This window comes from Cyanobacterium sp. Dongsha4 (genome assembly GCF_036345015.1).
GTDB lineage: Bacteria > Cyanobacteriota > Cyanobacteriia > Cyanobacteriales > Cyanobacteriaceae > PCC-10605.
In genome coordinates, this window is the sequence record NZ_CP084098.1 from 2,475,160 (window position 1) to 2,500,024 (window position 24,865).

General features: G+C 33.5%; 25 protein-coding genes. 14 read left to right on the forward strand and 11 right to left on the reverse strand.

Going from position 1 to position 24,865, the window contains the following annotated elements:
• Position 1 precedes the first annotated feature (1 nt).
• Entirely contained in the window at positions 2-523 is a 522-nt protein-coding gene (locus tag Dongsha4_RS10830) for a cofactor assembly of complex C subunit B (RefSeq protein ID WP_330202407.1), read from the reverse strand.
• 80 nt (positions 524-603) lie between these two features.
• Positions 604-1,236, reverse strand: a complete 633-nt coding sequence (locus Dongsha4_RS10835; RefSeq protein WP_330202408.1) for a ribonuclease HII — start codon at positions 1,234-1,236, stop codon at positions 604-606.
• A 192-nt stretch (positions 1,237-1,428) separates the two neighbouring features.
• Here Dongsha4_RS10835 and Dongsha4_RS10840 point away from each other — a divergent pair, with 192 nt between their 5' ends.
• Entirely contained in the window at positions 1,429-2,499 is a 1,071-nt protein-coding gene (locus Dongsha4_RS10840; protein WP_330202409.1) for a hypothetical protein, read from the forward strand.
• A gap of 229 nt (positions 2,500-2,728) precedes the next feature.
• On the forward strand, positions 2,729-4,546 hold the full coding sequence (locus Dongsha4_RS10845; RefSeq protein ID WP_330202410.1) for an ABC transporter ATP-binding protein: 1,818 nt from the start codon (positions 2,729-2,731) through the stop codon (positions 4,544-4,546).
• Between the two features lie 63 nt (positions 4,547-4,609).
• Here the strand turns inward: Dongsha4_RS10845 and Dongsha4_RS10850 are convergent, their stop codons facing one another.
• Positions 4,610-5,443: a YaaW family protein gene (locus Dongsha4_RS10850; protein ID WP_330202411.1), complete on the reverse strand. Its 834-nt coding sequence runs from the start codon at positions 5,441-5,443 to the stop codon at positions 4,610-4,612.
• Between the two features lie 246 nt (positions 5,444-5,689).
• Complete coding sequence (locus Dongsha4_RS10855; RefSeq protein WP_330202412.1) at positions 5,690-6,538, reverse strand: EI24 domain-containing protein; 849 nt, start codon at positions 6,536-6,538, stop codon at positions 5,690-5,692.
• 64 nt (positions 6,539-6,602) lie between these two features.
• Between Dongsha4_RS10855 and cobT the strand changes: the two genes are divergently transcribed.
• Positions 6,603-7,700 (forward strand): nicotinate mononucleotide-dependent phosphoribosyltransferase CobT, encoded by a 1,098-nt coding sequence (gene cobT, locus Dongsha4_RS10860; protein ID WP_330202413.1) that lies wholly within the window; start codon positions 6,603-6,605, stop codon positions 7,698-7,700.
• A 48-nt stretch (positions 7,701-7,748) separates the two neighbouring features.
• Here the strand turns inward: cobT and Dongsha4_RS10865 are convergent, their stop codons facing one another.
• Positions 7,749-8,225: a hypothetical protein gene (locus tag Dongsha4_RS10865; protein WP_330202414.1), complete on the reverse strand. Its 477-nt coding sequence runs from the start codon at positions 8,223-8,225 to the stop codon at positions 7,749-7,751.
• A 225-nt stretch (positions 8,226-8,450) separates the two neighbouring features.
• Here Dongsha4_RS10865 and Dongsha4_RS10870 point away from each other — a divergent pair, with 225 nt between their 5' ends.
• From Dongsha4_RS10870 to pheA, 6 genes are all read left to right on the forward strand, one after another.
• Positions 8,451-9,605 carry an extracellular solute-binding protein gene (locus Dongsha4_RS10870; RefSeq protein ID WP_330202415.1) on the forward strand — a complete coding sequence of 385 codons (1,155 nt, stop codon included), beginning with the start codon at positions 8,451-8,453 and terminating at the stop codon, positions 9,603-9,605.
• 70 nt (positions 9,606-9,675) lie between these two features.
• Positions 9,676-10,053 (forward strand): YccF domain-containing protein, encoded by a 378-nt coding sequence (locus tag Dongsha4_RS10875; RefSeq protein ID WP_330202416.1) that lies wholly within the window; start codon positions 9,676-9,678, stop codon positions 10,051-10,053.
• Positions 10,054-10,140: 87 nt separating this feature from the next.
• Positions 10,141-10,941, forward strand: a complete 801-nt coding sequence (surE, locus tag Dongsha4_RS10880; protein WP_330202417.1) for a 5'/3'-nucleotidase SurE — start codon at positions 10,141-10,143, stop codon at positions 10,939-10,941.
• A 152-nt stretch (positions 10,942-11,093) separates the two neighbouring features.
• Positions 11,094-11,291, forward strand: coding sequence for a hypothetical protein (locus tag Dongsha4_RS10885; protein WP_324281977.1), 198 nt, complete (start codon positions 11,094-11,096; stop codon positions 11,289-11,291).
• Between the two features lie 210 nt (positions 11,292-11,501).
• Positions 11,502-11,840, forward strand: coding sequence for a 30S ribosomal protein PSRP-3 (locus tag Dongsha4_RS10890; protein WP_155083415.1), 339 nt, complete (start codon positions 11,502-11,504; stop codon positions 11,838-11,840).
• A gap of 120 nt (positions 11,841-11,960) precedes the next feature.
• Positions 11,961-12,830: a prephenate dehydratase gene (gene pheA, locus Dongsha4_RS10895; RefSeq protein WP_330202418.1), complete on the forward strand. Its 870-nt coding sequence runs from the start codon at positions 11,961-11,963 to the stop codon at positions 12,828-12,830.
• 205 nt (positions 12,831-13,035) lie between these two features.
• On the opposite strand, the gene Dongsha4_RS10900 is transcribed toward pheA, so the two are convergent.
• Together Dongsha4_RS10900 and Dongsha4_RS10905 are read right to left on the reverse strand one after the other, a co-directional pair.
• Positions 13,036-13,299: a DUF1816 domain-containing protein gene (locus tag Dongsha4_RS10900; protein ID WP_330202419.1), complete on the reverse strand. Its 264-nt coding sequence runs from the start codon at positions 13,297-13,299 to the stop codon at positions 13,036-13,038.
• A 261-nt stretch (positions 13,300-13,560) separates the two neighbouring features.
• Positions 13,561-14,085, reverse strand: a complete 525-nt coding sequence (locus tag Dongsha4_RS10905; RefSeq protein ID WP_330202420.1) for a Ycf51 family protein — start codon at positions 14,083-14,085, stop codon at positions 13,561-13,563.
• Between the two features lie 177 nt (positions 14,086-14,262).
• On the opposite strand from Dongsha4_RS10905, the gene Dongsha4_RS10910 reads away from it, so the two are divergent.
• Complete coding sequence (locus Dongsha4_RS10910) at positions 14,263-15,411, forward strand: histidine kinase (protein WP_330205423.1); 1,149 nt, start codon at positions 14,263-14,265, stop codon at positions 15,409-15,411.
• Here Dongsha4_RS10910 and Dongsha4_RS10915 read toward each other — a convergent pair whose 3' ends face one another.
• Both Dongsha4_RS10915 and Dongsha4_RS10920 read right to left on the reverse strand, forming a co-directional pair.
• Positions 15,412-16,992, reverse strand: a complete 1,581-nt coding sequence (locus tag Dongsha4_RS10915) for a tetratricopeptide repeat protein (RefSeq protein WP_330202421.1) — start codon at positions 16,990-16,992, stop codon at positions 15,412-15,414.
• Between the two features lie 63 nt (positions 16,993-17,055).
• On the reverse strand, positions 17,056-17,889 hold the full coding sequence (locus tag Dongsha4_RS10920) for a metal ABC transporter permease (protein WP_330202422.1): 834 nt from the start codon (positions 17,887-17,889) through the stop codon (positions 17,056-17,058).
• Between the two features lie 308 nt (positions 17,890-18,197).
• Here Dongsha4_RS10920 and Dongsha4_RS10925 point away from each other — a divergent pair, with 308 nt between their 5' ends.
• On the forward strand, positions 18,198-21,602 hold the full coding sequence (locus tag Dongsha4_RS10925) for a CHAT domain-containing tetratricopeptide repeat protein (protein WP_330202423.1): 3,405 nt from the start codon (positions 18,198-18,200) through the stop codon (positions 21,600-21,602).
• Positions 21,603-21,962: 360 nt separating this feature from the next.
• Complete coding sequence (locus Dongsha4_RS10930; protein ID WP_330202424.1) at positions 21,963-22,136, forward strand: hypothetical protein; 174 nt, start codon at positions 21,963-21,965, stop codon at positions 22,134-22,136.
• 73 nt (positions 22,137-22,209) lie between these two features.
• Here Dongsha4_RS10930 and psb28 read toward each other — a convergent pair whose 3' ends face one another.
• A complete protein-coding gene (gene psb28 / locus Dongsha4_RS10935) occupies positions 22,210-22,545 on the reverse strand; it encodes a photosystem II reaction center protein Psb28 (RefSeq protein WP_330202425.1) in 336 nt (111 codons plus the stop codon).
• Positions 22,546-22,690: 145 nt separating this feature from the next.
• Positions 22,691-23,338 (reverse strand): lysophospholipid acyltransferase family protein, encoded by a 648-nt coding sequence (locus Dongsha4_RS10940; RefSeq protein ID WP_330202426.1) that lies wholly within the window; start codon positions 23,336-23,338, stop codon positions 22,691-22,693.
• A gap of 71 nt (positions 23,339-23,409) precedes the next feature.
• On the opposite strand from Dongsha4_RS10940, the gene Dongsha4_RS10945 reads away from it, so the two are divergent.
• Positions 23,410-24,312, forward strand: a complete 903-nt coding sequence (locus Dongsha4_RS10945) for a D-alanyl-D-alanine carboxypeptidase (RefSeq protein ID WP_330202427.1) — start codon at positions 23,410-23,412, stop codon at positions 24,310-24,312.
• A 69-nt stretch (positions 24,313-24,381) separates the two neighbouring features.
• The gene (locus Dongsha4_RS10950) at positions 24,382-24,762 is read left to right on the forward strand and encodes a DUF3110 domain-containing protein (protein WP_330202428.1); all 381 of its coding nucleotides are present in this window, start codon (positions 24,382-24,384) and stop codon (positions 24,760-24,762) included.
• Positions 24,763-24,865: the final 103 nt, after the last annotated feature.

Sequence of the window (24,865 nt, forward strand, 5' to 3'; positions counted from 1 at the left end):
ATTAATCATCCTGCACAGTATAAGAGAAAGGAAAAGAGCTTTGTAACTCAATTAATTCATCTCGGTGAGCCTGAATGGTAATGATTGTATCCTTGGAATTTTCTGGTTTGGCATCTAAACGAAAAGCTACTTCCTCTACTCGACTAGCACCACGCCAATAAAACCAACCTGCAAGGGGAGCAAAAATTACTAAACCCACAAAATAGATGTATTCTATCTTAAATAACATTGATAAGACTAAAGCAAAACAGAATAAGCCACAACCGGCTAAAAAACTAAGAAAACTAGCAAGGAAGATACTAGGAGAAACAAAGCCTTCTAGGGTTACTTTATTTTTGTCTGGATCAATGGCTTTTACCTGATAAGATCTTTGTAGAAAATAATTGCGTAAATAACTAAGAATATTATCCTCGTTATCTTGACAAGCTAAGGTTACAATTTCGGTACGGTCTTTGATACTGCCTCTAATGAAAAAGAATAAACCTATCATCAACAGTATAGTTAAGAGTAGAGTAGAAGTCATTTTTCTTTCTTAATTTGCTTAATTTTGTGTCGTTTAATCAGTATATTTAATTCTCTCACAGTTTTTTATCTTTCATTCTTTCACTGACCACAATTAAAAGATTTACGATGTAAGGGAGTTAACCCATAAAGTGCGATCGCATCTCGGTGTTTTTTTGTACCATAGCCTTTATTATTTTTTAAGTCATAGTTGGGGTATCGTTGATCATATTCGAGCATCTTTTCATCTCGCCATACCTTCGCTAAAATACTAGCAGAAGCAATAAGAGGCGATCGCATATCCCCTTTAACTAAAGATATTTGAGGAAAAGCTAAATTAGGTAAAGTAAACTTACCATCAACTAAACAAAGATAAGGAGAAATAGACAAATTAAGAATTGCTTTCGTCATAGCCAGTAGAGAAGCCTGAAAAATGTTAATCTGATCAATAGTAATATTATCTACTTCCACAACAGAATAACAATCAACCACCGTTTTTATCGGATTGATTAAACTTTGTCTTTTTCTTGCTGTTAACTTTTTGCTATCATTTACCCCAATATCCTTCAATAAATGTATTTTCTTCAAAGGCATTGCCACCGCCGCCGCTACCACTCCCCCAAATAAACAACCCCTCCCCACTTCATCAACTCCCACAATTAAAGAATCAGAATTAGACTTTAACAAAGAATAATGGAAACTAGATTCTAAAAAATTGATTTTATGTTGTTTCATAACTCTTGATGATAATTTAGTAATCCAAACTGTAAGTTAACCAAGCCACAATGTAAGAAAAGAATATAACTTTTCTGGAGAAATTAGAGAAAAATAAGCAAAAAAAAATTAAAATGAGACACGAGTTGTAATTTAATATCACTTAAGTTGATCTCAAAAAAATATTATTAGTTGTTTTATTACTCACCGATTATGACAAATAAAAATGATTCCTCTCCCACCCCTATATATTATGTTTCACCCACAGGGAAAGTTCACGCCCAAACCTGTCGCTATTGTCAACCAGATAAAGACGGCTGGAAAACTATCGACTCTCTACAAACTGCACTAGAACATAAATATCAACTTTGTCGTCTTTGTTGTCCTTCAGAAGAAGAAATCGTTAAACTTCAGGTAAAATCAGACTCTCAAGATAAATCTACTGAGGGGAATCCCACAACCCAAGTTTCCCCAGACAAAAATCAGGAAACATCAGAAACAGTCTCCCAATCCTCTCAAGATAAAACAAAAGATAAGGCTAAAAATCAATCAACTACAAATAAAGAGGAAAATCAACCAGTAAGTAGTAAAGAAAAGAAAAATAAAACTAATTCCCCATCGGAAAAAAATCAAAAAGACAAGCCCCCAGTAGAAAAAAAACGTTATAAAATATTAGCAGGAAATGGTTGTCATCAGGCGATCGCAGAAATTCGTGGGATGTTAATACCCCCCAGTGAAGGAGAAAAATGTTTCCACTTAATTCTTCCCGATGGAACACAATTAGAAGCTACATTTAAAAATAGTCGTATTCTTTGGTTAGCCCACAATAAACCAGAATTATTAGGCGATCACTGGTTTAGAGGTTATCCTAAAATGAAGGATAATAAATTAGTCAGTTTACAAATTATTGCTTGGGATGGCACAATGCCCACTAATCCCAGAGGGGAAGAATCTTGGGAATTTACAGGAGTTTGGACATTACAGAAAAATATTACTGTCCAGCGCTCTATGATGTTAGAAGATGTGCGAAAAATAGCCAAAGAAACAGGGTTTATCAAAAAGTTTAAATATACCTTTATTAATTCTTTTGATTGGGTAAAAAATAAAAAATTATGGGCAGGATACGTTTATAAAGTTTTATGCAAAAGAAAAGGAGATGTATTAGAAATTAAAAAAGTAATACCCTATGCTTGTCCAAGAGTAAAACCTGTACCAAAAACCAACAATTTTAAAGGGAAAAAACCATTTAATAAGAGTGTGAAACCTTCATTCCAAAATAAATAATTATTAGAATAGAGGTGTCGGGGTGTTGGCTTATTAGAGTGCTAGGGTTTCTTTTAAGGGGAGATACAGAGGGGTTTGCCCTTTTCGCCCTCACTCATAGATGAAAATTTATCCCGAACTTAGGTTAATTATCCACTATTCCTTATTTAAGTTAGTATAGCTTTTCTATTTCTAAAGTCTTCATGATATTCTCTCAAGAGAAAAATTCAAACCAACAAGAATAAATTATATGGCGTCATTTCGAGATCTAATTAAATATTATGACAATTATAAAATAACGGTTATTTTTAGTATTGGTATTGCGGGTTTATTTGAAATATTAGACTTAATAGTACCTTATTTAATTGGACAAATTCTTAATATTATTTCTTCACAAAAAGTTGATAATTTTACTAATAATTTAATTGAAAAAACAGCCTTTTTATTTCCTTATTTAAAAGATTTTACAACTTTATCTCTAACAATTTTAGTAATGTTTATTTTTATAATTACTGTTGTTAGAGCCCCTATTCAACCTTGGATAGCTTCTTGGTTTCATTGGGAAGTTGCCTTAAAATCTCGTAAAGACTATTCAGAAAAAGTGATAGAGAAAATACTTTCCTTACCTTTAAGTTTTTATGATGAAAATAATCCGGGGAGAATTGCGGGGAGAGTAGCCAGAGGAATTGCAAACCATACATGGACTTATCCTGAAATTGCAGGTCAATTAATACCTAAGTTGATCAGAGTTTTTGGAATTTTTCTTGTTATTCTTTTATTAGAAAAATGGATTGCTATTGGTTTTATAATCTCTTTTTTATTGATTTTAATTTTTACTTTAATTCATCTACAAAAACTAATTAGAGAGGAACAGTTATTAGATAAACATCAAGAAAATACAGAAAGTCGAACATCAGAAATTATTACTAATATAAAAACAGTCAAGGCTTTTGCCACAGAATCACAGGAATTAAATAGACAAAAAAAACGTCTTAATCGTGAGTATCAAGTAGTTATTAATCGTATTCATTTGGGCTATGTAAAGTTAGCTACATGGTCGAGAACTGTGGTTCAATTATCTTTATTTTTAGTATTTATTTCTATTCTTATTCCTACGGTTAAACAACAAATTTCTTTGGGGCATTTCATTACAATTTATACCATTGCTAGTATGGCTTATAGTGAAATTGAACCTATTAGTAATTTAGCGGAAGTTTTTGCCCGTCGCTACGCTTCAATGATTCGTTTTCATGAATTTATGAATTTACCCGTTGGGGAAGATGCTTCTAGTTTATCCCCTTCTTTTTCTGGTCAAAATTCCTATCAATTTACTGGAAAAATAGAATTAAAAAATATTGCTTTTGGATATAATCAAAATCGTTTAGTTTTGGAAGATATTAACTTATTGATTAATCCTTATGAAACTGTTGCTTTAGTAGGTAAATCTGGTTCAGGCAAATCAACCTTAGTTAAGTTGTTATACCGTTATTTTGAACCGATAAAAGGACAAATTTTCATGGATGGAAAAAATATTTATGACCTTGATATTACCAACTATAGAAAGCGTTTGGCGATTGTTCATCAAGATGTGGATATGTTTAATGGTACAATTTTTGATAATCTAATTTATGGTAATCCTTATGTTAGCGTTGAAGAAGTGAAAAGAGCTTGTGCGATCGCACGTGTAGATGAGTTTATAAGAGAATTACCAGATGGATATTATACAGTAGTGGGAGAAAGAGGAGTAAGACTATCAGGAGGGCAGAAACAAAGACTCGGCATCGCAAGGGCATTAGTTATGAATCCCGATATTTTAATCTTCGATGAGGCAACATCTAGCCTTGATTATGAATCAGAAAGGGAAATTCAACTGGCGATGCGATCAATTTTTGGTACTCGCACAACTATTATTATTGCCCATCGTCTCAGCACTGTTAGAGAAGCTGATAAAATAGTAGTCCTAGATCAAGGTAAAATAGCTGAATTGGGTAATCATGAACAATTATTAGCTCAACAGGGCATTTATCAAAGACTACATTCCTTACAAGAAAGCGGTGATTTATATTAACTTTAGTTGGGCTTAAGCATATCGAGTAAGGGCAAGTTGCAGGTATCAGGTTTTAATTAACGGCTAATGGAAATCTCCTCTCGTTAAACGTATTTGGGCTAAGGCAAAGACAACAGGTATAATTCTAGTGTAGTTAGTTGCGATCGCTCTCCATCCTAAATCAGCGAAAAAACAAGCCCATAAAGCAGGAGTAAGAAAAGCAAAAAAACTTCTCACCGCAGTATATCGGGCAGAAGCCATCACCATACCCCTTTTAGCCATTTGTAAGCTGACATAACTTTGTAATTGGTTAGCAGTGGCTAGACTGCCTTTAATCAAAGTATTTTTAGTAACTTGATATGTAGCGAAATGAATAGCAAATTGTTGGGCTATTTTTTGCAATAACCAAGGTTTAAGGAAGGAATTGACGGCAACTAAACTCCCCCCCTTAACTAAAATTTTGAGAGGATCATGTTGTAAACTAACAGGTAAAGGTTGAGGTTGAGGATGATTCGCCAAAGAGTTAATTACCTTTTGTCTTAAAGAATATTGCTCCCTTGGAGACATTTTTTCCCATGCCTTTTGCAACAAATGTAAAAAGATTTCCGACTCAAGTGCGATCGCATCCATACTTCTACTATAAGATATTTGTAGATAACGACATACCCGAATTAAAATATCTTTGTATCTTAAAGAATGATACTCTCTTCGTAAAACAGTGAAACCATCTGCGGCTAAAAACTTAAATCTATTTTCAATATAATCTAAAGATGTTTGCCAATCTAAACTCTGAATATCATGGGGGGTAGGAGTTTGCCAATAATCCAAAGGGTTAAAACGACGACAGAACAAAATTTGAGTAACTTGATGGATTTCTTCTTCGGATGCTAACTCTAATACTTCCCTTAACTCATCCACGACTTTAACCTATCTCACACGCATTTAATTATTCATTTCATTATAAGCAGAAATTAAGAAATGATTATAACTCTTAAGAAACAGATTGAGGAATTTATTAACTTTAGTTTGGTTTCAGAATATCGGATAAGAGTAGGTTTCAGGCTTCAGATTGCAGGTGCTAGGGGATTGGGATGTTAGGGTTTGTGTTAATTAAACATAGAGATTAGAGACATGGCAATAGGTTTCATGTGAAAACTAAGTTGATTATGCAATAGTATTATTTTCTTCATGAGGTTTTATATTGCGATTATTCCGTAATGTATTATACTCACAAATTAATAAAGTACCTGCTGAAACACAAATAGGAATAGCAATTAAGTTAACCAAAGGAATACTTATTAAAGCTAAACAAATCAAACCAAAACCAGTAGTAAGAGGAAAACCTCCCCAAACAAATTTCAGTTTTTCTCGAAAAGATAGTCTTTTTCTTTCTAGGGTAGCATCAAAAAAATCTAAACAAATAATCGTTATGGTGATAGATAATCCCCCGATTAATGAGATTAAATTACCAAAAGCTGGAATAAAATTTAGTAAAAATAAAGGAATACTAAAAACGATAATGAATAATAGTTTTTTTAATTCAAATAAAATAGCCCTAAAAATTTCTTTAACAATATTAATTTCAATTAGATCTAAATTACCTTTTTTCAAAATTTCTACCTTTTCCGACAACTTTCCATAAAAAGGAGAACCCAAAATACCCCCAAATTGTAAAATAATAAAACCAACTAAAATCAATAAAATTACGATAATTATTCCTTTTAAAAAAGATGCGATCGCACCTATGATATAAGTAAGAAAATCTAGCCATTGAGGAAGATTATCAATTAATTGATCAACTCTGAGAATGAGATTATTAGTAAAATTATCATAAAAATTTAAACTAGGATTGAGTAATAAAATATAGGAAGTAATCCCGACCAAAATATTGATCAAAATAGGAATAATTAAATATTGCCATAAAGTTTTATTTTGCCAAATAATTTTAAGTGCTAAAAAAGGATAAAAAACTCCTGAAAAAAAGCCAAATCCTGTTAATATTGATCTACTCATAATTTTAATTAATCTAGTCTTTGTTTCTAATTGCTAATTACTAACTGCCAATTCTTAATTTTTAATGATGCTTTTTAAAAATGATATAAAAATCTATACTCAATTAGAACAGGGAAAGAGATGGTTAAGCAAATATATTAATTGTCTTCCTCTTTTCACTTGCACATTAGGGTTTACAAATACAGCTTTAATTGAGGGCATTTCCACCGCAGGGGCAACCGTTGACTCTCGCCGCTACACTGCCTTAGCTGATGCAGAGTTTTTGGTAAAAGGTGTTCAAACAAAATCAATTTTTCCTTTACCCCCCTTAGATGTAGGAATCTCTCCTACTTTTATTAGTCGTGCAGTGGTAGAAAAATTTAATCTACCTGTAATTATATTCAATGCAGGGTTACTTCAATCTCCCTCCGTTGCCAATATTGACTTAGGAGGAAAAAGTGCTAATTGTGTTTCCACGGGAAAAGCCTTACCCCTAGATACTGTCAAACATCTCTATCAAGAAGGATTACAATGGGGAAAAATCCTTGCTCAACAAGCAGAAGATAGCTATTTAATTCTAAGTGAGTGCGTAGTGGGAGGTACAACTACAGCTTTAGCGGTGTTAACTGCTTTAGGTATTGAAGCTCAAGATAAAGTTAACAGTAGCCATCCTATATGTAATCATCAACAAAAATGGGAGATTGTCAGCCGAGGATTAAAAAATAGTAATTATAATTTTAATGATCCTTTAGAAATTATCGCCGCCGTGGGTGATCCCATGCAAATAGTAGTAAGTGCGATCGCTCTTTCTGCTAGTAAAACAGTGGGAGTAATGTTGGCAGGAGGCACACAAATGTTAGCTATCTATGCTCTAATCAAAGCCCTAAATCGTTACTATAACCTGGAAACCTGTTTAGACAATATTATAGTTGGTACAACTCGGTGGGTAGTGGAAGACTCCACGGGAGACACCGTCGGATTAGCTCAATTAATCGGGGATGTATCTGTTTGTGCAACACAATTGAATTTTAGTAATTCCCGTTTTCCCAGTTTGCAAGTTTATGAGCAAGGTTTTGTCAAAGAGGGAGTGGGAGCAGGAGGAAGTGCGATCGCATCTCATTTATTAGGTATGACAAAAGAAGAATTATTATCAGCCATAGAAAAGATTATTATTCGGTTTTAAATCTAGCTAATTTCAATAAATTTCAGGCATTTAGCCTGAGTTACAATTTTACTGTAAACGATAAAAATCATCATCTCTATGAGCCAAATCATGACGGAATGCCAATAATTGTTCCTCCAAACAGGCAATACGGTAATAAGCGGCGGTTAACTGGGCAGTTAAACGATTAACCTGCTCTTCATAAGATATATTGATATTGTCAGAAACAGAAGAGTAAGAATTAGAAAAAGAAGTCTGCAAAGAATTATCATCCACCAAAATATCTTTATGATTATTTAATAACTGGTGATGCTCGGAAGAAAAATTTTCTCTACCATTAAACTTAGAGGCTTGAAAAGAATCAGAAGAAGATTGATTTAAAAGATCCATTTGTTGAGAAGTTAGATTCATTAAATCATTATCTAAACTCATATTAGAATTATCTATTCCCTGCCATCCGACGTGTTCGGCTAATTGTTTCATCATTAAGTATATTTGGCTAATTCTCTTGTGAATTTTCTTCAAATCTTGTTGTTTATCAGTCATAAATAGAATATCTCGTAAAATTAAGGAAAATAGTTTATCTTTTCTTCTTTCTATGCTAAAGTCTGTTATAAAATTATCCTCAGTATTCCTGATTAATTTAAGATTTATCAACAGTATCTTGTTAACCATTGTAAAAGTAAAAACATAAAAAAATACTTTAAGAAATACAATAAAAAACAAGTTGAAAGTAGATTCCCCTATCGGTGAAATCAAGATCAAATTTTTATGCTTAGTCGTCGCTTATTTTTATTAGGTAGTGGTAGCGTTGCCCTCTCTAGCGTTTTATCTGGTTGTGAAAGTGCCTCTGATTTATCCATTGCCATTTTAGAAGGTTCACTCCCTAACCAATTAATTACAAATATCAAACAAGAATCAGCAAAATTAGGTATTGTCAAGCTAAAACCAGAATCCACCCTAGAAAAACTTTATCAGTCTCTATTGACTCAGCAAGAAAAGACAATTAATAAAACAATTAATAACCTTAATAATAATTTTCAAAAATCCACTCACCAATTATCAATCATCGGCAATAATCAAACGGAAATCAAAAAACAAGATTTAACTACTTTAGGTAACTATTGGCTACCATTTGCCATTGAAAATGAATTGATAGATCCCCTAGACTTAAAAATATTAGAAAATTGGTCTAAATTATCTCCCCTATTCCAAAAATTAGTGACAAGAAACAATCAGGGCAAATTAGATAATCAAGATCAAATCTGGGGCGCACCTTACCGTTGGGGATATACCATGATTGCCTACCGAGAAGATAAATTTCAAAACTTAGGATGGCAACCTCAAGATTGGGGAGATTTATGGAAACCAGAAATAAAACATCGTTTTTCCCTTCTTAATCAACCAAGGGAAGTTATTGGCTTAGTGTTAAAAAAACTAGGTTATTCTTACAATACAAAGAATCTTAAGCAAATTACTAACCTATTACAAGAATTACAAACTCTCAATCAACAAGTAAAATTTTATGACTCTCGTAACTATTTACAACCTCTAATTTTAGGTGATACATGGTTAGCGGTGGGATGGTCAACGGATATAATTCCCTTAATAGAAAGATACCATAACATTAAAGCAGTAATTCCTATTTCTGGTACTTCTCTATGGGCAGATATATGGGTAAAACCTCGCAGTCAATCATCAGAGTTGGAAAAAATTTATAATTGGATTGATTTTTGTTGGCAATCAAAATCTGCACGGCAAATTAGTTTATTTAGTAGTGGAATTTCTCCTGTAGAGACAAGTTTTTCGGAAATTAATCGTCAAATACCCTTAATATCTCCCGAAGTTTTAGCAAAAAGTGAATTTATTGAGCCTCTTGAAAGTCAGTTTTTTGCAGAATATGAAAAAATATGGACTCAACTATAAATAAAAACAAAAATTGGGATGTGATAAAATTCAAAAATCGAGAATCTTCATGAAAAATTAGGGGATTATTATGGCTCTACTTGGCAATATTATTTGGTTAATCTTTGGCGGTTTTGTGAGTGGATTAGGCTATATCATTGGTGGCTTAAGTCTTTGTTTAACAATTATCGGCATCCCTTTCGGTTTACAAACTATAAAAATTGGCATAGCTACTTTAACTCCTTTTGGTAAAATTAATGTCGTTGCTGAAGATTCTAGTAATCTTTTGACCATGATTTTTAATGTTATTTGGGTAGTTTTATTTGGTTGGGAAATCGCTCTTTCTCATCTTGTTCATGGTTTAATTTTAGCTATTACTATTATTGGTATTCCTTTTGCTCAACAACATTTTAAGTTGATTCCAATTGCCTTATTTCCTTTTGGCAGAAATTTGCAAGATGTTAACTAATTACCAATTAATAATTCTTCTTGATAATCTCTTTCTTAATTTCACTTTCAATTTAACTTTATAACCTTTTAATTTATTACTCAAAAAATGCGTATATTAATTAGTAATGATGATGGTATTTTTGCCAAGGGAATTAGAACATTAGCAAATGCGATCGCATCTTGTGATCATGAGGTGACAGTTGTAGCACCAGACAGAGAAAGATCAGCTACAGGTCATGGTTTAACGCTCCATCAACCTATTCGTGCAGATATAATTGAAGGAATTTTTCACGAAAAAGTAACAGCATGGTCTTGTTCTGGTACACCATCAGACTGTGTAAAATTAGCATTAAGTGCCATTTTGAAAGATAACCCCCCCGATTTTGTTCTTTCGGGAATTAATGAAGGTCCTAATTTGGGAACAGATGTCTTATATTCGGGTACTGTCTCTGCCGCCATGGAAGGCACAATGGAAGGAATTACAAGCATAGCTTTTAGTTTAGCCAGTTTTACCATCAAAGAATTTCAACCCGCCGCCAATTACGCCCTAAAGCTAATTCAACAATTAACGGAAAATCCTTTACCAGAAGCAACTTTATTAAACGTAAATATTCCCCCCATTTCTGAACCAGAAATCAAAGGAGTAAAAATCACCCGTCAGGGTATAAGACGCTATACAGAGAATTTTCACCAAAGATTTGACCCCAGAGGAAAAAGTTATTATTGGTTAGCAGGGGAAGTAGTCGAAGAAATTGAACAACCCGAACATATTTACTTACCTCCAGATTTACCCACCGATGTTCAAGCAAATAAGGATAACTATATCACTATTACACCCTTGCAATATAACCTAACAGATGTGGTTACAGTTCAACGGCTAGAACAAAAATTGATCATTAATAACTAGCTTCCTCAAAAAAAGCCTTACAAAAGCTATTAAGAAATATTAAAAATCAGTAATAATAATTCTAATACCACCGAATAATCTTGACTGTTCAGAAAAAAAATGATAAATTCTGAGCTAAACAAACAGGCTATATATAAAATTTTTATCATCCTATGAACTTACCGTCATCTGCCTTTCATCAACACAAAAAAGAGGATGTGAGTGATTATGTAGCTCATTTACAAATACACATGAGTCTGCAATCTCGTAATCTTTTACCCCAAATTGACCAAGTAAAAGATAGTCGTGATAACTTGTTATATCAAACTCAAGCCAATATTGAAAAGCTAACCTCTCGTGAGTTAGTTTAAATCATAGCTATAACTAAAAGAGTTCGGGGTTTTTAATTCTTAATTATCAACTATTTACCTTTGCCCCTTGCCCTTTTAACTTTGCCCCTTGCCCTTTCAACTTTGTCCTATTCCTTTTTGATATTTTAAAGATATTGGTCTGTATTTAGGGTATAATGTTAATTTGTATAAATATTATTTGTATTTAAGTAGTTTTATTCGGAGGTTTAATTGGAAACCACTATAGAAAATCAATTAGAAACAAACATTGACGGTCGTTTCGTGCTAAAGGTAGTTTGGTTAGATAAAAATGTTGCCTTAGCTGTAGATTATGTTATTAGTAAAGGTATCAGCCCTTTAACACCTTATTATTTCTGGCCTCGTACCGATGCTTGGCAAGAATTAAAAGATGAATTAGACACAAAAACTTGGATTACTGAAACTGAGAAAATTGAACTATTAAACCAAGCAACAGAAGTAATTAATTTTTGGCAGGAAAACGCTGGAAAAACTACCATGTTTCAAGCTCAAGAGAAGTTTCCTGCAGTGGTATTTTCTGGTACAAACTAGGATAAACTCTGGAAGAGGGATGAAATCGGTGAAAAATAGAAGAAACCTTGATTCATCCTGCTTCTGCTTTGATAAGATAAATATCGGCAGAAGGCATCATTTCCGACGAGATAAGATAATATGACAAAAATTATTGCCTATTTAGGGCCAGAAGGTACATACTCAGAAGTAGCGACACTTTACTATTCTCGACTCCTCAAAGAAATTCATAACATTGAATCTGAGTTAATTCCTATACCTAGTATTTCTCAAACTTTGCATACTCTAGCACAGGGAAAAGCAGATATAGCAGTAGTGCCAATAGAAAATTCTATTGAAGGCACTGTAGCTATTACCCTCGATACTTTATGGCAATTGGATGGTTTATATATTCGTAAAGGTTTGACTATTCCAATTATACATAACTTGCTTTCTCGTGGTCGTTCTTTAAAGGGGATTAAAACAATATATTCTCACCCTCAAGCATTAGCACAATGTCAGAAATGGTTAGAAAAAAATCTTTCTCAAGCCCGTTTAATTCCTACTAATTCCACAACAGAGGCTTTACATCACCTAAATCAAGAGCCTACGGCAGGGGCTATTTCTTCTTCTCGTGCGGCACAATTGTATGATTTACCAATAAAAGCCAGAAATATTAACGATTATCCTGATAATTGTACTCGTTTTTGGGTTGTCGATCGCATCGGAAAAACAAGAGGAAATCATGTGTCAGTTGGTTTTGCTTTTGAAGCCAATATTCCGGGGGTGTTGGTAAAGCCATTAGAAATTTTTGCCCAGAAACAAATTAATTTGACAAAGATAGAGTCTCGCCCTACTAAGCGTTGTTTAGGAGAATATCTTTTTTTCCTTGATTTACAGGGAGATAGTGACGGAAAACCCATTCAAGAAGCCTTAAAAGAGTTAGAAAAAGTTACAAAAACTGTAAAAATTCTCGGTAGCTACGATGTTGAAAAAGTTGATCTTAATCAATTATATTCAGAGAAATCATAACTTGATCTAGGAAAATGTAGTCAACAGGCAACGAGCAAGAATTTTTTTGAAATACTCACATTATCACCCCGCTAATTATAATAAGAGTTAATGCTCAAAAATTTTGAATTACTAATAGCAATTAACTTTAAATTAAAATCATGTATGCTTAATTTGGTTTTTCTTTTCCCTCTAAGAATAAAAGAAATAGTTATAAGATTTAATCTCAGACAACACTAACAGATTTAGAATAGGATATATCTTCATCGAAAATAGTCAAAGTTTTAGGTTTACAACGCCTAAATTTAGCTATTATTCCGATGGCATTTTCTTCTTTTAAATCCTCAATATAACCTTGGGTATAAGATTGGGCTTCTCTTTGGTTTAAAAAAGGTCCAAAATAATAAATACATTCGGGATGATTAGTCGTAATTTCTAACCAACAAGCTAAACCAAAAAAATCTAAAACGGTAATTAGTTGCTCTCTCATTGAATTCTCCTGTGAATATAGTTTATAAATAATTAAAAATGATGCCTAAAATACAAAAAGAAAGAGCCACAATGGTAACAGCAAATTACCGAGCTAACTTATCTATTAATTTAAGGTTTTATTCTTCGATAAACAAGGGGCAACATACCCAAAAATTTAATTTAATGAAAAATTTTGAATAAAAATAAATAAAATCTGAGCAAAGAAAAATCAACCCAAAGCCTAAAACCTAAAACCCAACTATGATGAAAATTTATCTGCCTAACTCAGGTTAATGAGAGATTGTCTTTTACGTAAGCTATCTTGAAATATTGTAATTTCTGGGTTGTCATCCTCTCTTGTAATTAAAGAGCGTCTAATTTGTCCTAAATATAGAGGATAAGTAGTATTTTCCTTGTGAATCTGCACTCTTGCCCTAATAGTTAATTGATCATCTCCATTACTTGCGGTTCTACCATAAGAGAATAAATCGATCGCAGCTTGTTGTAAAGTAGCTTTTAATTCAGTTTCTGTAATCTCTTCCTCAACGGCAATAACTGCTTGATTAGTACCAGTATCATAGACTAAATTATATCTGAGAGCATTAGGTATTTCCACACGCTCAAATAAACCCAAACTTAAAGCAAATAAGCCTACAGTTAAAACTGCCATAAATCCTGTCACCCCTACAAAACGGAAGCGAAAACCCCATTGAAAAATAAATCCTAAAATCGCTAATAACAAAAATGCGATCGTGCCATATACTGACCATAAGGTATAAGTACTAAAATCCAAAGATAAATCCATTGATCACCCTAATCTTTAAACACTGCCTTTAGATTCTACTGTAAAATCAGACACTAATGTAAGATAGTAATTGGGGATATTTTATATTTTATTAATATTGGTACTAAAGTTTCGGAAAAGGCGATTGTTGTTCTCTAACAACTAGGCATTTATTTCACTATGATTATAACAAAAAATATGTCAGAATTTTTCTCTTATACCTCCAATCTAAATCCAGACATTTTACAATTATTATTGTTTGTTGATAATCGCCATAGTTCTCAAAAAAATATAGAGCAAATCAAAGAATATTTAAACGGTTTAAGCCAAGATTATAATTTTCATTTACAAGTATTAGAAATTAGTGAATATCCCCACCTAGTAGAACATTTTAAATTGGTTGCAACTCCTGCTTTAGTAAAGGTAAATCCTCCCCCTCAGCAAACTTTAGCAGGAACAAATTTAACAGCAAAATTAAAAAAATATTGGTACAAATGGCAAACATCTTTAAGAGAAAATCGGGATGTTTTTCATGATTCTAGTGAGCGAGATTCTCTTTTACAAACCTGTCTTCCTTCTTCGGAGTTAATTCGTTTAAGAGATGAAATTTTCCATTTAAAACAAGAAGTAGATAATCTCAAACAACAAGTACAATTTAAGGATCAAATGTTAGCAATGTTAGCCCATGACTTAAGAAGTCCATTAACTGCCGCTTCCATTGCAGTGGAGACTATCGAATTAGTTCAAAATAAAAAAGACATAAAGCCCAATCATTCTCTATATCAAAAGTTATTTCAACAGGCAAAAAATCAATTTTTGATTATGAATAAAATGATTAATGATTTACTTGCCGCTTCTAAAGATATTTGCAGTCAATTAACCGTTGCCCCAGTAAGAGTAAATTTGGTAAGTGTAACAGAAGAAATTGTAAATAATTTACACAATAAATTGTCAGAAAAAAAACAGTATATTATTAAAGAAATTCCTCAAGATTTACCTTCAGTTTATGCAGATCCAAAACTTATCAGACAAGTTATTATTAATCTATTGGAAAATGCTATCAAATATAGCCCTGAAAATGTACCCATTACTCTCTCAATTATTCATAAAACTACCCAAAAAATACAGGTAAGTGTTATGGATTTAGGTCCGGGTATTCCCACGGCAAAAAAACAAAAAATATTTGAAGGACATTTCCGCTTAAAAAGAGATAGAAACGAAGAAGGATACGGTATAGGTTTAAGTTTATGTCGGCAAATAATTAATGCTCACTATGGTCAAATTTGGGTAGATAATAATGGTAATCAGGGGAGTTGTTTTCGTTTTACTTTACCTGTTTATCGATAACTAATCTATAGCCAAAAAATCAAAGGAACTATTATCAATATTTGATGAATTATTAGCAAAATTTTGTGGGGATGAATTATTTACTTTTTCTTCGTAAGAAACATTAATTATATCTGCTACAGCATGGGCAATATGGGATGATTGTTCATTTTCAGAAAGAATAATATGTCCTTCTTTTTTGAGGAGTAAAACTAAAGATTTATGATTATAAATAGCAGGAATAAAATTTGGTTCAATGGCTAATATTTTTTCATAGGTTTCTATTGAACGTTTATAAAGTCCTAAATTTGCCTCTAAAATGGCTAGGTTATAGTACGCATTTATATGATTAGGATTAATTTTTATTGCTTCTTGATAAGATGCGATCGCCTGTTTGTAATTACTTAATTCCTGATAAAGAATAGCTAAATTAAAATGAGCAGAAGCTAAATCGGGATTAATTTTAAGAGCTTGTAAATAATTATCAATAGCGGCATATTTATCCCCTAATTTATAGTAAATAATACCTCGATTATAAAATGTTTGAAAAAAACTTTGATTGATTTTTACTGCCACATTATAATCATCTAAAGCCTGTACTAAATTATTTAATTTACAATGCACTAATGCTCGGTTAAAGTAAGCAAAAAAATTAAGACCACATATTTTAATTTCTGAGTTATAGTTACTCAAAGCACGACCATAATCACCTAAATCATAATAAATTTTTCCTAACCAATGATAACTTAAATAGGATTCTTGATTAATTTCAACTATTTTAAGAAAATTACTGATGGCATTTCGATTTTGTCCTAAGCGATAATAACATATTCCCTTTAATAAATACAGTTTTTCGGAGGGCAAATTTTTATTATTTCCCTTATTTATTATATCTATAACCTTGTTATATTCTCCTTTTTTAAGGTAAACTTTCAATTCTGAAAATAAGTTATTAATAGCATTGATAAAATAGGTAAAATAATCCCCAAATCCACCAATATATAGCAAATCTTTAACGGATAAATTAATAGCTAAATAATAGTCCTCAGACATATTTTCTTGAATAAACTTCTTAGGGATAAAACCTAGAAATAATATGGGAAATTCAGATTGATAGTCTTCTAAATTATCAGGGCATACACAAAAAACAAATACATCATTTTCTTCAAATTCTACATCAGTTAAATTCAATTGAATATTATCAAAATCACCATGATAAGCCTTTAGTAAAATCTTGATATTATTATTCTTCTTTAATAAAAAATTATGCTGAGTTACGCCTTGAGAGCAAAAATTTATATTTTCTGGATTTGGAGTTTCTAAAGATAATAAATATCCATAATGAGATAGAAAAGCATTTTCTAGTAATTGACGGTAAAAAATAGTGTTTAAAATTTGTTTACGAGGATAATTAAAGTCATATTGACGAATAATATCTTCTGCTATTTGTATAGACTCTAAGGTTATTTCTTCAATGATATTTTGCCCTACCATTACTAACTCTTTAAAATCATAATTTTGCTCATTGAGAGATAATTTATTTTTTTCGAGGCGAGAATAAAAATCTAGCTGTTGTTGACGCAATAAATTAGCAGAATCCATTTTGATTTTTCAGCAGTTATGGGGATAATCAATATTTCTATTCTAAATCAGACCTTTATTCTCTCATCGAGTATAGTTAGATTTTAGTTGCCATTGCTTAATAATTAAGCTGAGAAAATAGACACATCCTGCAACCATAATAATAGTAGCTCCAGAAGTTAAATTAAAAATAAAAGAAAGAGATAAGCCTAATAATATAAAAATAACTCCTAAAATACTACTTAAAATCATCATTTGTTTCATTTCTTGAACATATTGATTGGCAACGGCGGCGGGAATAGTTAACAGGGCAATAATCATAATTAAGCCGACAACTTGCATTACCATAACAATAGTGAGTGCGATCGCACCTACTAACATCAAGTATAATGAATTAACAGGAAGATTACGAGTAGTGGCAAACATAGGGTCAAAAGAAATAGCTAATAATTCTTTATAAAAAAGACATACCATCGTAATAATTACTACATCTAGTATTAACATAATCCATAAATCCTGTTTCGGCACAGCCAAAATACTGCCAAATAAATAACTCATCAAATTGGCTTTATATCCTTTCGTTAAATCTATAAAAATAATGCCGATACTCATGCCCATTGCCCACATTGTGCCAATAATAGTATCTTTTCTTTCTCCAGTATTTCTCTCTACTATTGCCATCCCAAAACCAGATAATAGAGAAAATGCGATCGCACCTATAATAGGATTAAAGCCAAAAAAGTAACCCAAACCGATGCCACCATAAGCAGAGTGGGCTATACCACCGCTAATAAACACAATGCGATTAACTACAACAAAAGTACCAATAATACCACAGGCAATACTTACCAAAAAACCAGCCATAATGGCGTTTTGCATAAACTCTAATTGTAGGGCAGAAAAAAAATTGGTGATCATAAAGAATAAATCGTCAATAATATATACTCTGGAAGGGCATAAGTTGAGTTAGGAGAAGGTAGGCAATAGGCAATAGGCAATAGGCAACAGTTTTTATGTAATACCAGATTATAACCTCTACCAGTATAAATAATTTAATATAGCGATCCTATTTGAGTTGTGAAGATTATTATGGTAGTAGAAATCACCGAGTCAGGATAAAAGTGCTTATAAATCAATGTATTTAGTCTCATCGTCGGGTTTTAGGAAAGGTTTATTATCACGCTTTTATTTTTTACAAATGATTTAGGATTGCTATATAGAAAAAAATGACTCATTTACTAAAAACACTCTTATTTTTATTGTCTCTGGGAGTAATTGATTTTTATATTAATATTTTTCCCCTCAAAGCAATAGCTGTTTCTCAAAATATAATCGTGCAAAATTCTGATAATGAAAAATATACAGAAGCAGAAAAATTATATGAGCAGTTATTCAGTTTATATCAACAAGGAAAATACCAAGAAGCAATCCCCATCGCTGAAAAAATCATTGTTTTAGCCAAAGAATTAGTTGGAGAAAAGCACCCCGACACTGCAGAAGCTATTAATAACTTAGGCACTCTGTATCGAGAAATAGGAGACTATAAAAAAGCAGAAGACTACTATCAACAGGCTTTGAGTATTTATCGGGAGGTAGTAGGAAATAAGCACCCCGGCACAGCTTCTTCTTTAAATACTTTAGCAGGTTTATATTACTATCAAGGTAAGTATCGGGAAGCAGAAAAAATTTATCAAGAAGTATTAGCAATTCAAAGGGAAGTTTTAGGAGAAAAGGATATTGCTACTGCCACCACCCTTAATAATTTAGCTTTACTCTATCAAAATCAGGGTAATTACGAAGCGGCACAACCTTTGTATGAGGAGGCTTTACAGGTTTACTTTTTGGTTTTGGGGGAAAATCATCCCGACACCGCAACAGCGATGAATAATCTGGGGCTACTTTATCAGTATCAAGGAGATTATCAAAAAGCCCAAAATTTCTATGAAAGGGCATTAACCGTAAGGAAACAAGTTTCAGGTCAAAAAAGTCCTGACGTTGCCCAAACCCTCAATAATATGGCTTTATTGGCGGAGAATAGGGGAGATTATCCAAGGTCTGAAGCCCTCTATAAAGAAGCGATCGCAATTTATCGAGAAGTATTAGGAAATAACCATCCTGAAACCGCTACCAGTTTAAATAATTTGGGATTATTGTACTATTATCAAGGTAATTATAGCGCCGCCGAGCCTTTATTTAAAGAAACATTAGCTATTCGTCAACAAATTCTAGGGGCAAAGCATCCCGATGTAGCCTTATCTCTCAACAATTTAGCATTGCTTTATCATAGTAAAGGTAATCATCAAGAAGCAGAATCATTATATCAAGATGCGATCGCAATTCAAAAAGAAGTATTAGGAGAAAACCACCCCAACACCGCCACCAGTCTTAACAATTTGGGGGAATTATATCGTATTCAAGGCAATTACGAATCTGCCCAACCCCTCTATCAAGAAAGCCTTACCATTCGTTTAAAAGTCTTAGGAGAGAAACATCCTGATACCGCCCAATCTCTCAATAATTTGGCACTACTTTACTACAGTTTAGGAGACTATCAAACCGCCGAAGAATTATATCAACAAGCCCTACAAATCAATCAAGAGGTATTAGGTGAAAAACATCCTTTTACAGCCACCTCATTTAATAACTTAGGAGAATTGTACCGTGTTCAAGGAAAGTACGAAACTGCTATACCTTTTTATCAAAAATCTTTAGCCATTAGAAAAGAAATATTAGGCGAAAATCATCCAGATGTTGCTCAATCTCTCAATAACCTAGCCTTGCTTTATTATAATCAGGGTAACTATCAATCTGCTGAACCTCTCTACAAACAAGCCATAACGATTCAAGAAAAAGTTTTTGGCGAAAATCATCCCGACAATGCCACCTATCTCAACAACTTGGCAATGGTTTACTGGGCAACAGATAAATTAGATTCTACCTTAGATTATCTTACCCAAGGTGCAAACGTAGAAGAATTTAACCTTGCTGAATTTCTTAACAGTAGTGGTGATGAATTAAGAAAACAAGCCTATATTAATACCCTTTACGGTACGACAAATTGGACTGTTTCTCTACATCTAAACTATGCACCAGAGAATCAAAAAGCCACAGATTTAGCATTAACTACAATTCTACGCAGAAAAGGAAGAGTATTAGATGCGATGAGTAATATCGTTTCTACTCTACGGCAAAATAGCAATCGGGAAACAGAAAAAATCTTTAACACCTTAGCCGAAAAAAGAAGTCAACTCGCCTCTTTAACCTTACAAGGAGTGGGGAAAATGTCTCCTACTCTCTATAGTGAATTAATTGCTAGTTTAGAGCAAAATATCCGTCAACTAGAAACAGATTTATCCAATAACAGTGCGGAATTTCGGACACTGAATGAAGAAATAACCCTTTCGACTATTGCTCAACAAATACCTGAAAATACAGTTTTAATAGAGTATATTGTTTACTATCCTTTTGAGCCAAAAACAGAAACTTGGGAAAAACCACGTTATGGAGTCTATGTTTTAGATCATAATGGTAAATCTCAGGGTATTGATTTAGGTGAAACAGAAATTATTGATCAATTAGTAGAGCATTTTCGTGGTAATTTAGCTTACGGTGATACTAATGATTTAGATAATCTAAACAAATATGCACAGCAACTCTATAAGCTAATTTTTGAGCCACTTTTACCCTTACTAAATAACAAAAAAACTCTCTTAGTTTCTCCTGATAGTCAACTCAACTTAATTCCTTTTGCCGCTTTACAAGATAATCAAGGTAAATATTTAGTAGAAGACTATTCCATTAGTTATCTTACCAGTGGGCGAGACTTGCTCAGACTCAAAACTCAATTTCAATCTCAATCCCAAGCTATTATCGTAGCTAATCCTACCTACGACTTGAAAATTAATAACGATGCAAATTTTATGGCAATGAGTCGGGGAGCAAATTTGCGGGGAGGAGACTTAGACGCTTTACAATGGTGCTGTACTGCTTTGTCTGGTACAAAAGCGGAAGCCGAAGCAATTATCCCTTTACTATCTCAGCCATTAGTCTATACGGAAAAGGATGCTTTAATTACTAATATCACGGGGATAAAAGCACCTAAAATCTTACACTTAGCCACCCATGGCTTCTTTTTACCCGATGTTAAAAATTCTCCTCCTCCCACTTTATCTGATACCCAAAACAATCTTGAAGCAAATATTATTACAAGCGAAAATCCATTGTTGCGATCGGGTTTAGCCTTAACGGGATTTAATCCTCAAGGAAATCAAATGAGTGGTGCATTGACGGCGTTAGATGCTTCTAGCCTATATTTATGGGGAACAAAATTAGTGGTTTTATCTGCCTGTCAAACGGGAGTAGGAGACGTAAAAAATGGGGATGGGGTTTATGGATTAAGAAGGGCTTTTGTCTTGGCAGGGGCAGAAAGTCAATTAATGAGTTTATGGGATGTTTATGATGAAGGCACAAAAGATTTAATGATTAAATACTATCAAAGACTTACTCACGGGGAGGGAAGATCAGAAGCACTGCGCAACGTACAATTAGAAATGTTAAAGAGCGAAAAATACCATCATCCTGTTTTTTGGGCGGCGTTTATTCCTTCGGGGGATTGGCGAACTATTGAGTAGTAATCATTAATTTGGTTGGTGTTAGGGGGATGGGGGGTTAGGAGTTCGGGGTTAGGAGTTCGGGGTTCGGAGTTAGGAGTTAAGAGTTAGAAGTTATCATCAACTATTTACCTTTGCCCTTTGCTCTTTTAACTTTGCCCCTTGCCCCTTGCCCTTTGACCTTTGACGTTTTTTCTTTGCTTTTTGCCCCTTGCCCTTATTAACTTTTCTCCTTGTGCTAAATATAATTAAAGTTAACGTAAAGTAAAAGTTAAGATCGTCTTCTTAATTACAGTTATCTTGAAAATCATTGCTATCATAGTTATTACTAACAATCTAAAACAATAATATTTAATTAACGTTAAATTTATCAATCTATTTATGGAAGCTGGCGAACCGTCGAGGAAGAAAAAAGGTATTAAGCAAGTATCTGTGGAGATTTTAGGTACATTGATTGCTTTAACAACTTTGACTATACCTATCTTTTTAATCACCAATTTTTCAGATAACTCCAATTCTTCCCCTGCGAAATCTTTGTTATTGATACCAAAATAGTTTTTTCTGTCGATGGTGTCAAGGGAGTCGGCATGATTACCATAATCAACCGAACTCTTATGTCCTAATGGAATTATGATTTAGTGAAACCAAGACCATTCTCTTGAGCGTAACGTTCCATAAAACGCATAAAACGATCCCACTCTTCAGGGTTTTTTATAACGTAGATAGCTTCGATCGCAGTTGGTTCACCATTCACGAATTTACATTTTACCTCACGAGTGACTAACTCTCCTTCTTCATCAATTAAGTACATCCCCGTTACTTCTTGAGTATTACCACTATCGAGAATTTTAGTGCTTTCAAAGCGAAAAGTTGCAGTGCCATTACTACCATCACGGGAACGAGTCATTCTAACATCAGGAATAGATTCTTCTACAACACCTTGTGCAAATTCAATTCTAGCCATTGACAAATTTCCTTTTTTATCTTGATCTTATTAAACTATATACTTATCTATCATCTCACACCATTGGCCATCAAGGTTTAAATTTAGCAAAACCTTTTCGGGGTTAGGGGTTCGGAGTTTGTAATTATCAGTTTTCAATTATCAGTTATTCATTACTCACTAATTGATTAATTGCTGAAGCACATTGGGCGGTAACATTTTCTAAATCTTCCTTTTTTCCAGAGGTTGGAGGGGGAATAATATCGCCGATTTTAATATGGACTTTCACTGACTTGGGTAGTTTTTTACCTTTGACCACTATTTTTTCTGTCCCACATAAGGCAACAGGTAGTAATGGGGCTTGGGCTTTAGCGGCGATGAGGGCGGCCCCTAATTTTGGATCGTGGATTTTACCATCTGGGGTGCGTGTGCCTTCTATAAAAATCCCCGTTGCCCATCCTTCTTCTAATCGGGAAACTGCTTGACGAATGGCTCTGCGATCGAATCCTTCCCTATTGACAGGATAAGCTCCAAGACTTTTAATTAGATTACCAAAAAATCCCTCTGTGAACAACTCTTGTTTTGCCATGTAAGAAACAGGGCGAGGAATCCCGGCAGAAAGTAAAGGAGGATCAAAAACACTTGCATGATTACTGACAACAATTAATTTACCCTCAAGGGGTACTTTTTCTTTACCTGTCACTTTTCCCCGAAAATAAGTACCAAAAATGGGCTTTACCACAAAAGAGTTGACAAGATGATAAACTGTTTTTTTAGTTTTGACTATTTGATTATTGGTTTGATCCTGACTCATTCTTTTCTACTCAAATATAAAGATATTGTTAAAATACTGAAAATCTGCGTTTAATTTTTCAATAAAATCTTATGCCGAAAAAGCGACATCTTCTTAATTGGTTTTCTATTCTCACTGTAGCAACAACGGGTTCGGTTTCTGCCCAGACTATATTACCAGAATTGAATAACTTTGAACCGATACCTCAATCTGCTCCAACTTCTATCACTCCCCAATCAATTTTAATACCAGTACCACCTCCACAACAGTCTCAACCCATGGGGACTTGTAATGCTTTTCTCGCTCCTGCCATTGAAGAAGTAATTAAACGTTATGGTGGTGGTTGGGGGATTTTGGTTGAAAGACTATCTGACGGAGAAGTGCTTTATCATTATAATGCCGATCGAGGTTTTATTCCTGCCTCTAACATGAAAATTTTGACCACTGCGGCGGCTCTACAAAGATTATCCCCTGAAACAAATATTAGTGCCAATAAATCCCTCAAAGAGTGGGTTGAGGTAACTAACTTGAGAAGTAATAATTATTATGCAGATACTTTACTTAAACGCATTGGGGGTGGTGCAACAGCTAAACAAATTTTAGCTAATATGGGCATTAATCCTAATGGTTTTCACTTTGCCGATGGTTCTGGTTTATCTCGTCGTAATCTCGCCACTCCTAGAATTTTAGTTGACACTTTGCGAGTTATGTATTCTAGTCCTCAACGAGATTTATTTTTCGCTTCCTTACCCACTGCGGGGATGAGTGGCACTTTGCGTAATCGTATGAAGCAAACCCCTGTACAAGGAATTGTCCATGCTAAAACTGGTACTTTAACTGGGGTTCGAGCTTTATCTGGTTATTTGGATCATCGAGAATATGGTACTTTAATTTTTAGTATCCTTGCCAATGACTCTCGCCAATCTGGTACTGCTTTAGTACGTGCGATCGATGAAATTGTGTTGATTCTTAATACTACTTCTCGTTGTCAGTAATCCCCTGATTTTCGGTGTTAGGTGTTCGGTTTAAAATCATAATCTTAATTTTTAATGACTAATTAATATATGAAAATTTACGTTCTTCTTTATAATGTCGGTACGGATAATGAAGGCATCCATACTCTACAAATCGGGAACAAAGATATGGTGTTAATGTTTGAATCAGAAGATGATGCCACTCGCTATGCCCTACTGTTGGAAGCTCAAGACTTTTATAGTCCGACAGTTGAATCTATTGATAGCGAAGAAATAGAGGAATTTTGTACAGGGGCAGGATACGAGTGGAAATTAGTGACAGAAGGAATGTTAGAAATTCCACCAGAAATTAATGTTGAAGATACTGACTGGAAAGAAAGTGCTGATTATCCTGACGATGTCTCCTCCGAAGCCCAAATGTCTGCTTTTGAATTAGAGAGAATTCGTCGTCAACTTGAGGGCTTATTATAACTCACATTCTACATTTAGCTTTTTTATCCATCGTCTTTAGTGACCTATATTTCGGATGAAATCTATAATGATTTATAGAGATAATGATTAAAAGTAAATAGTA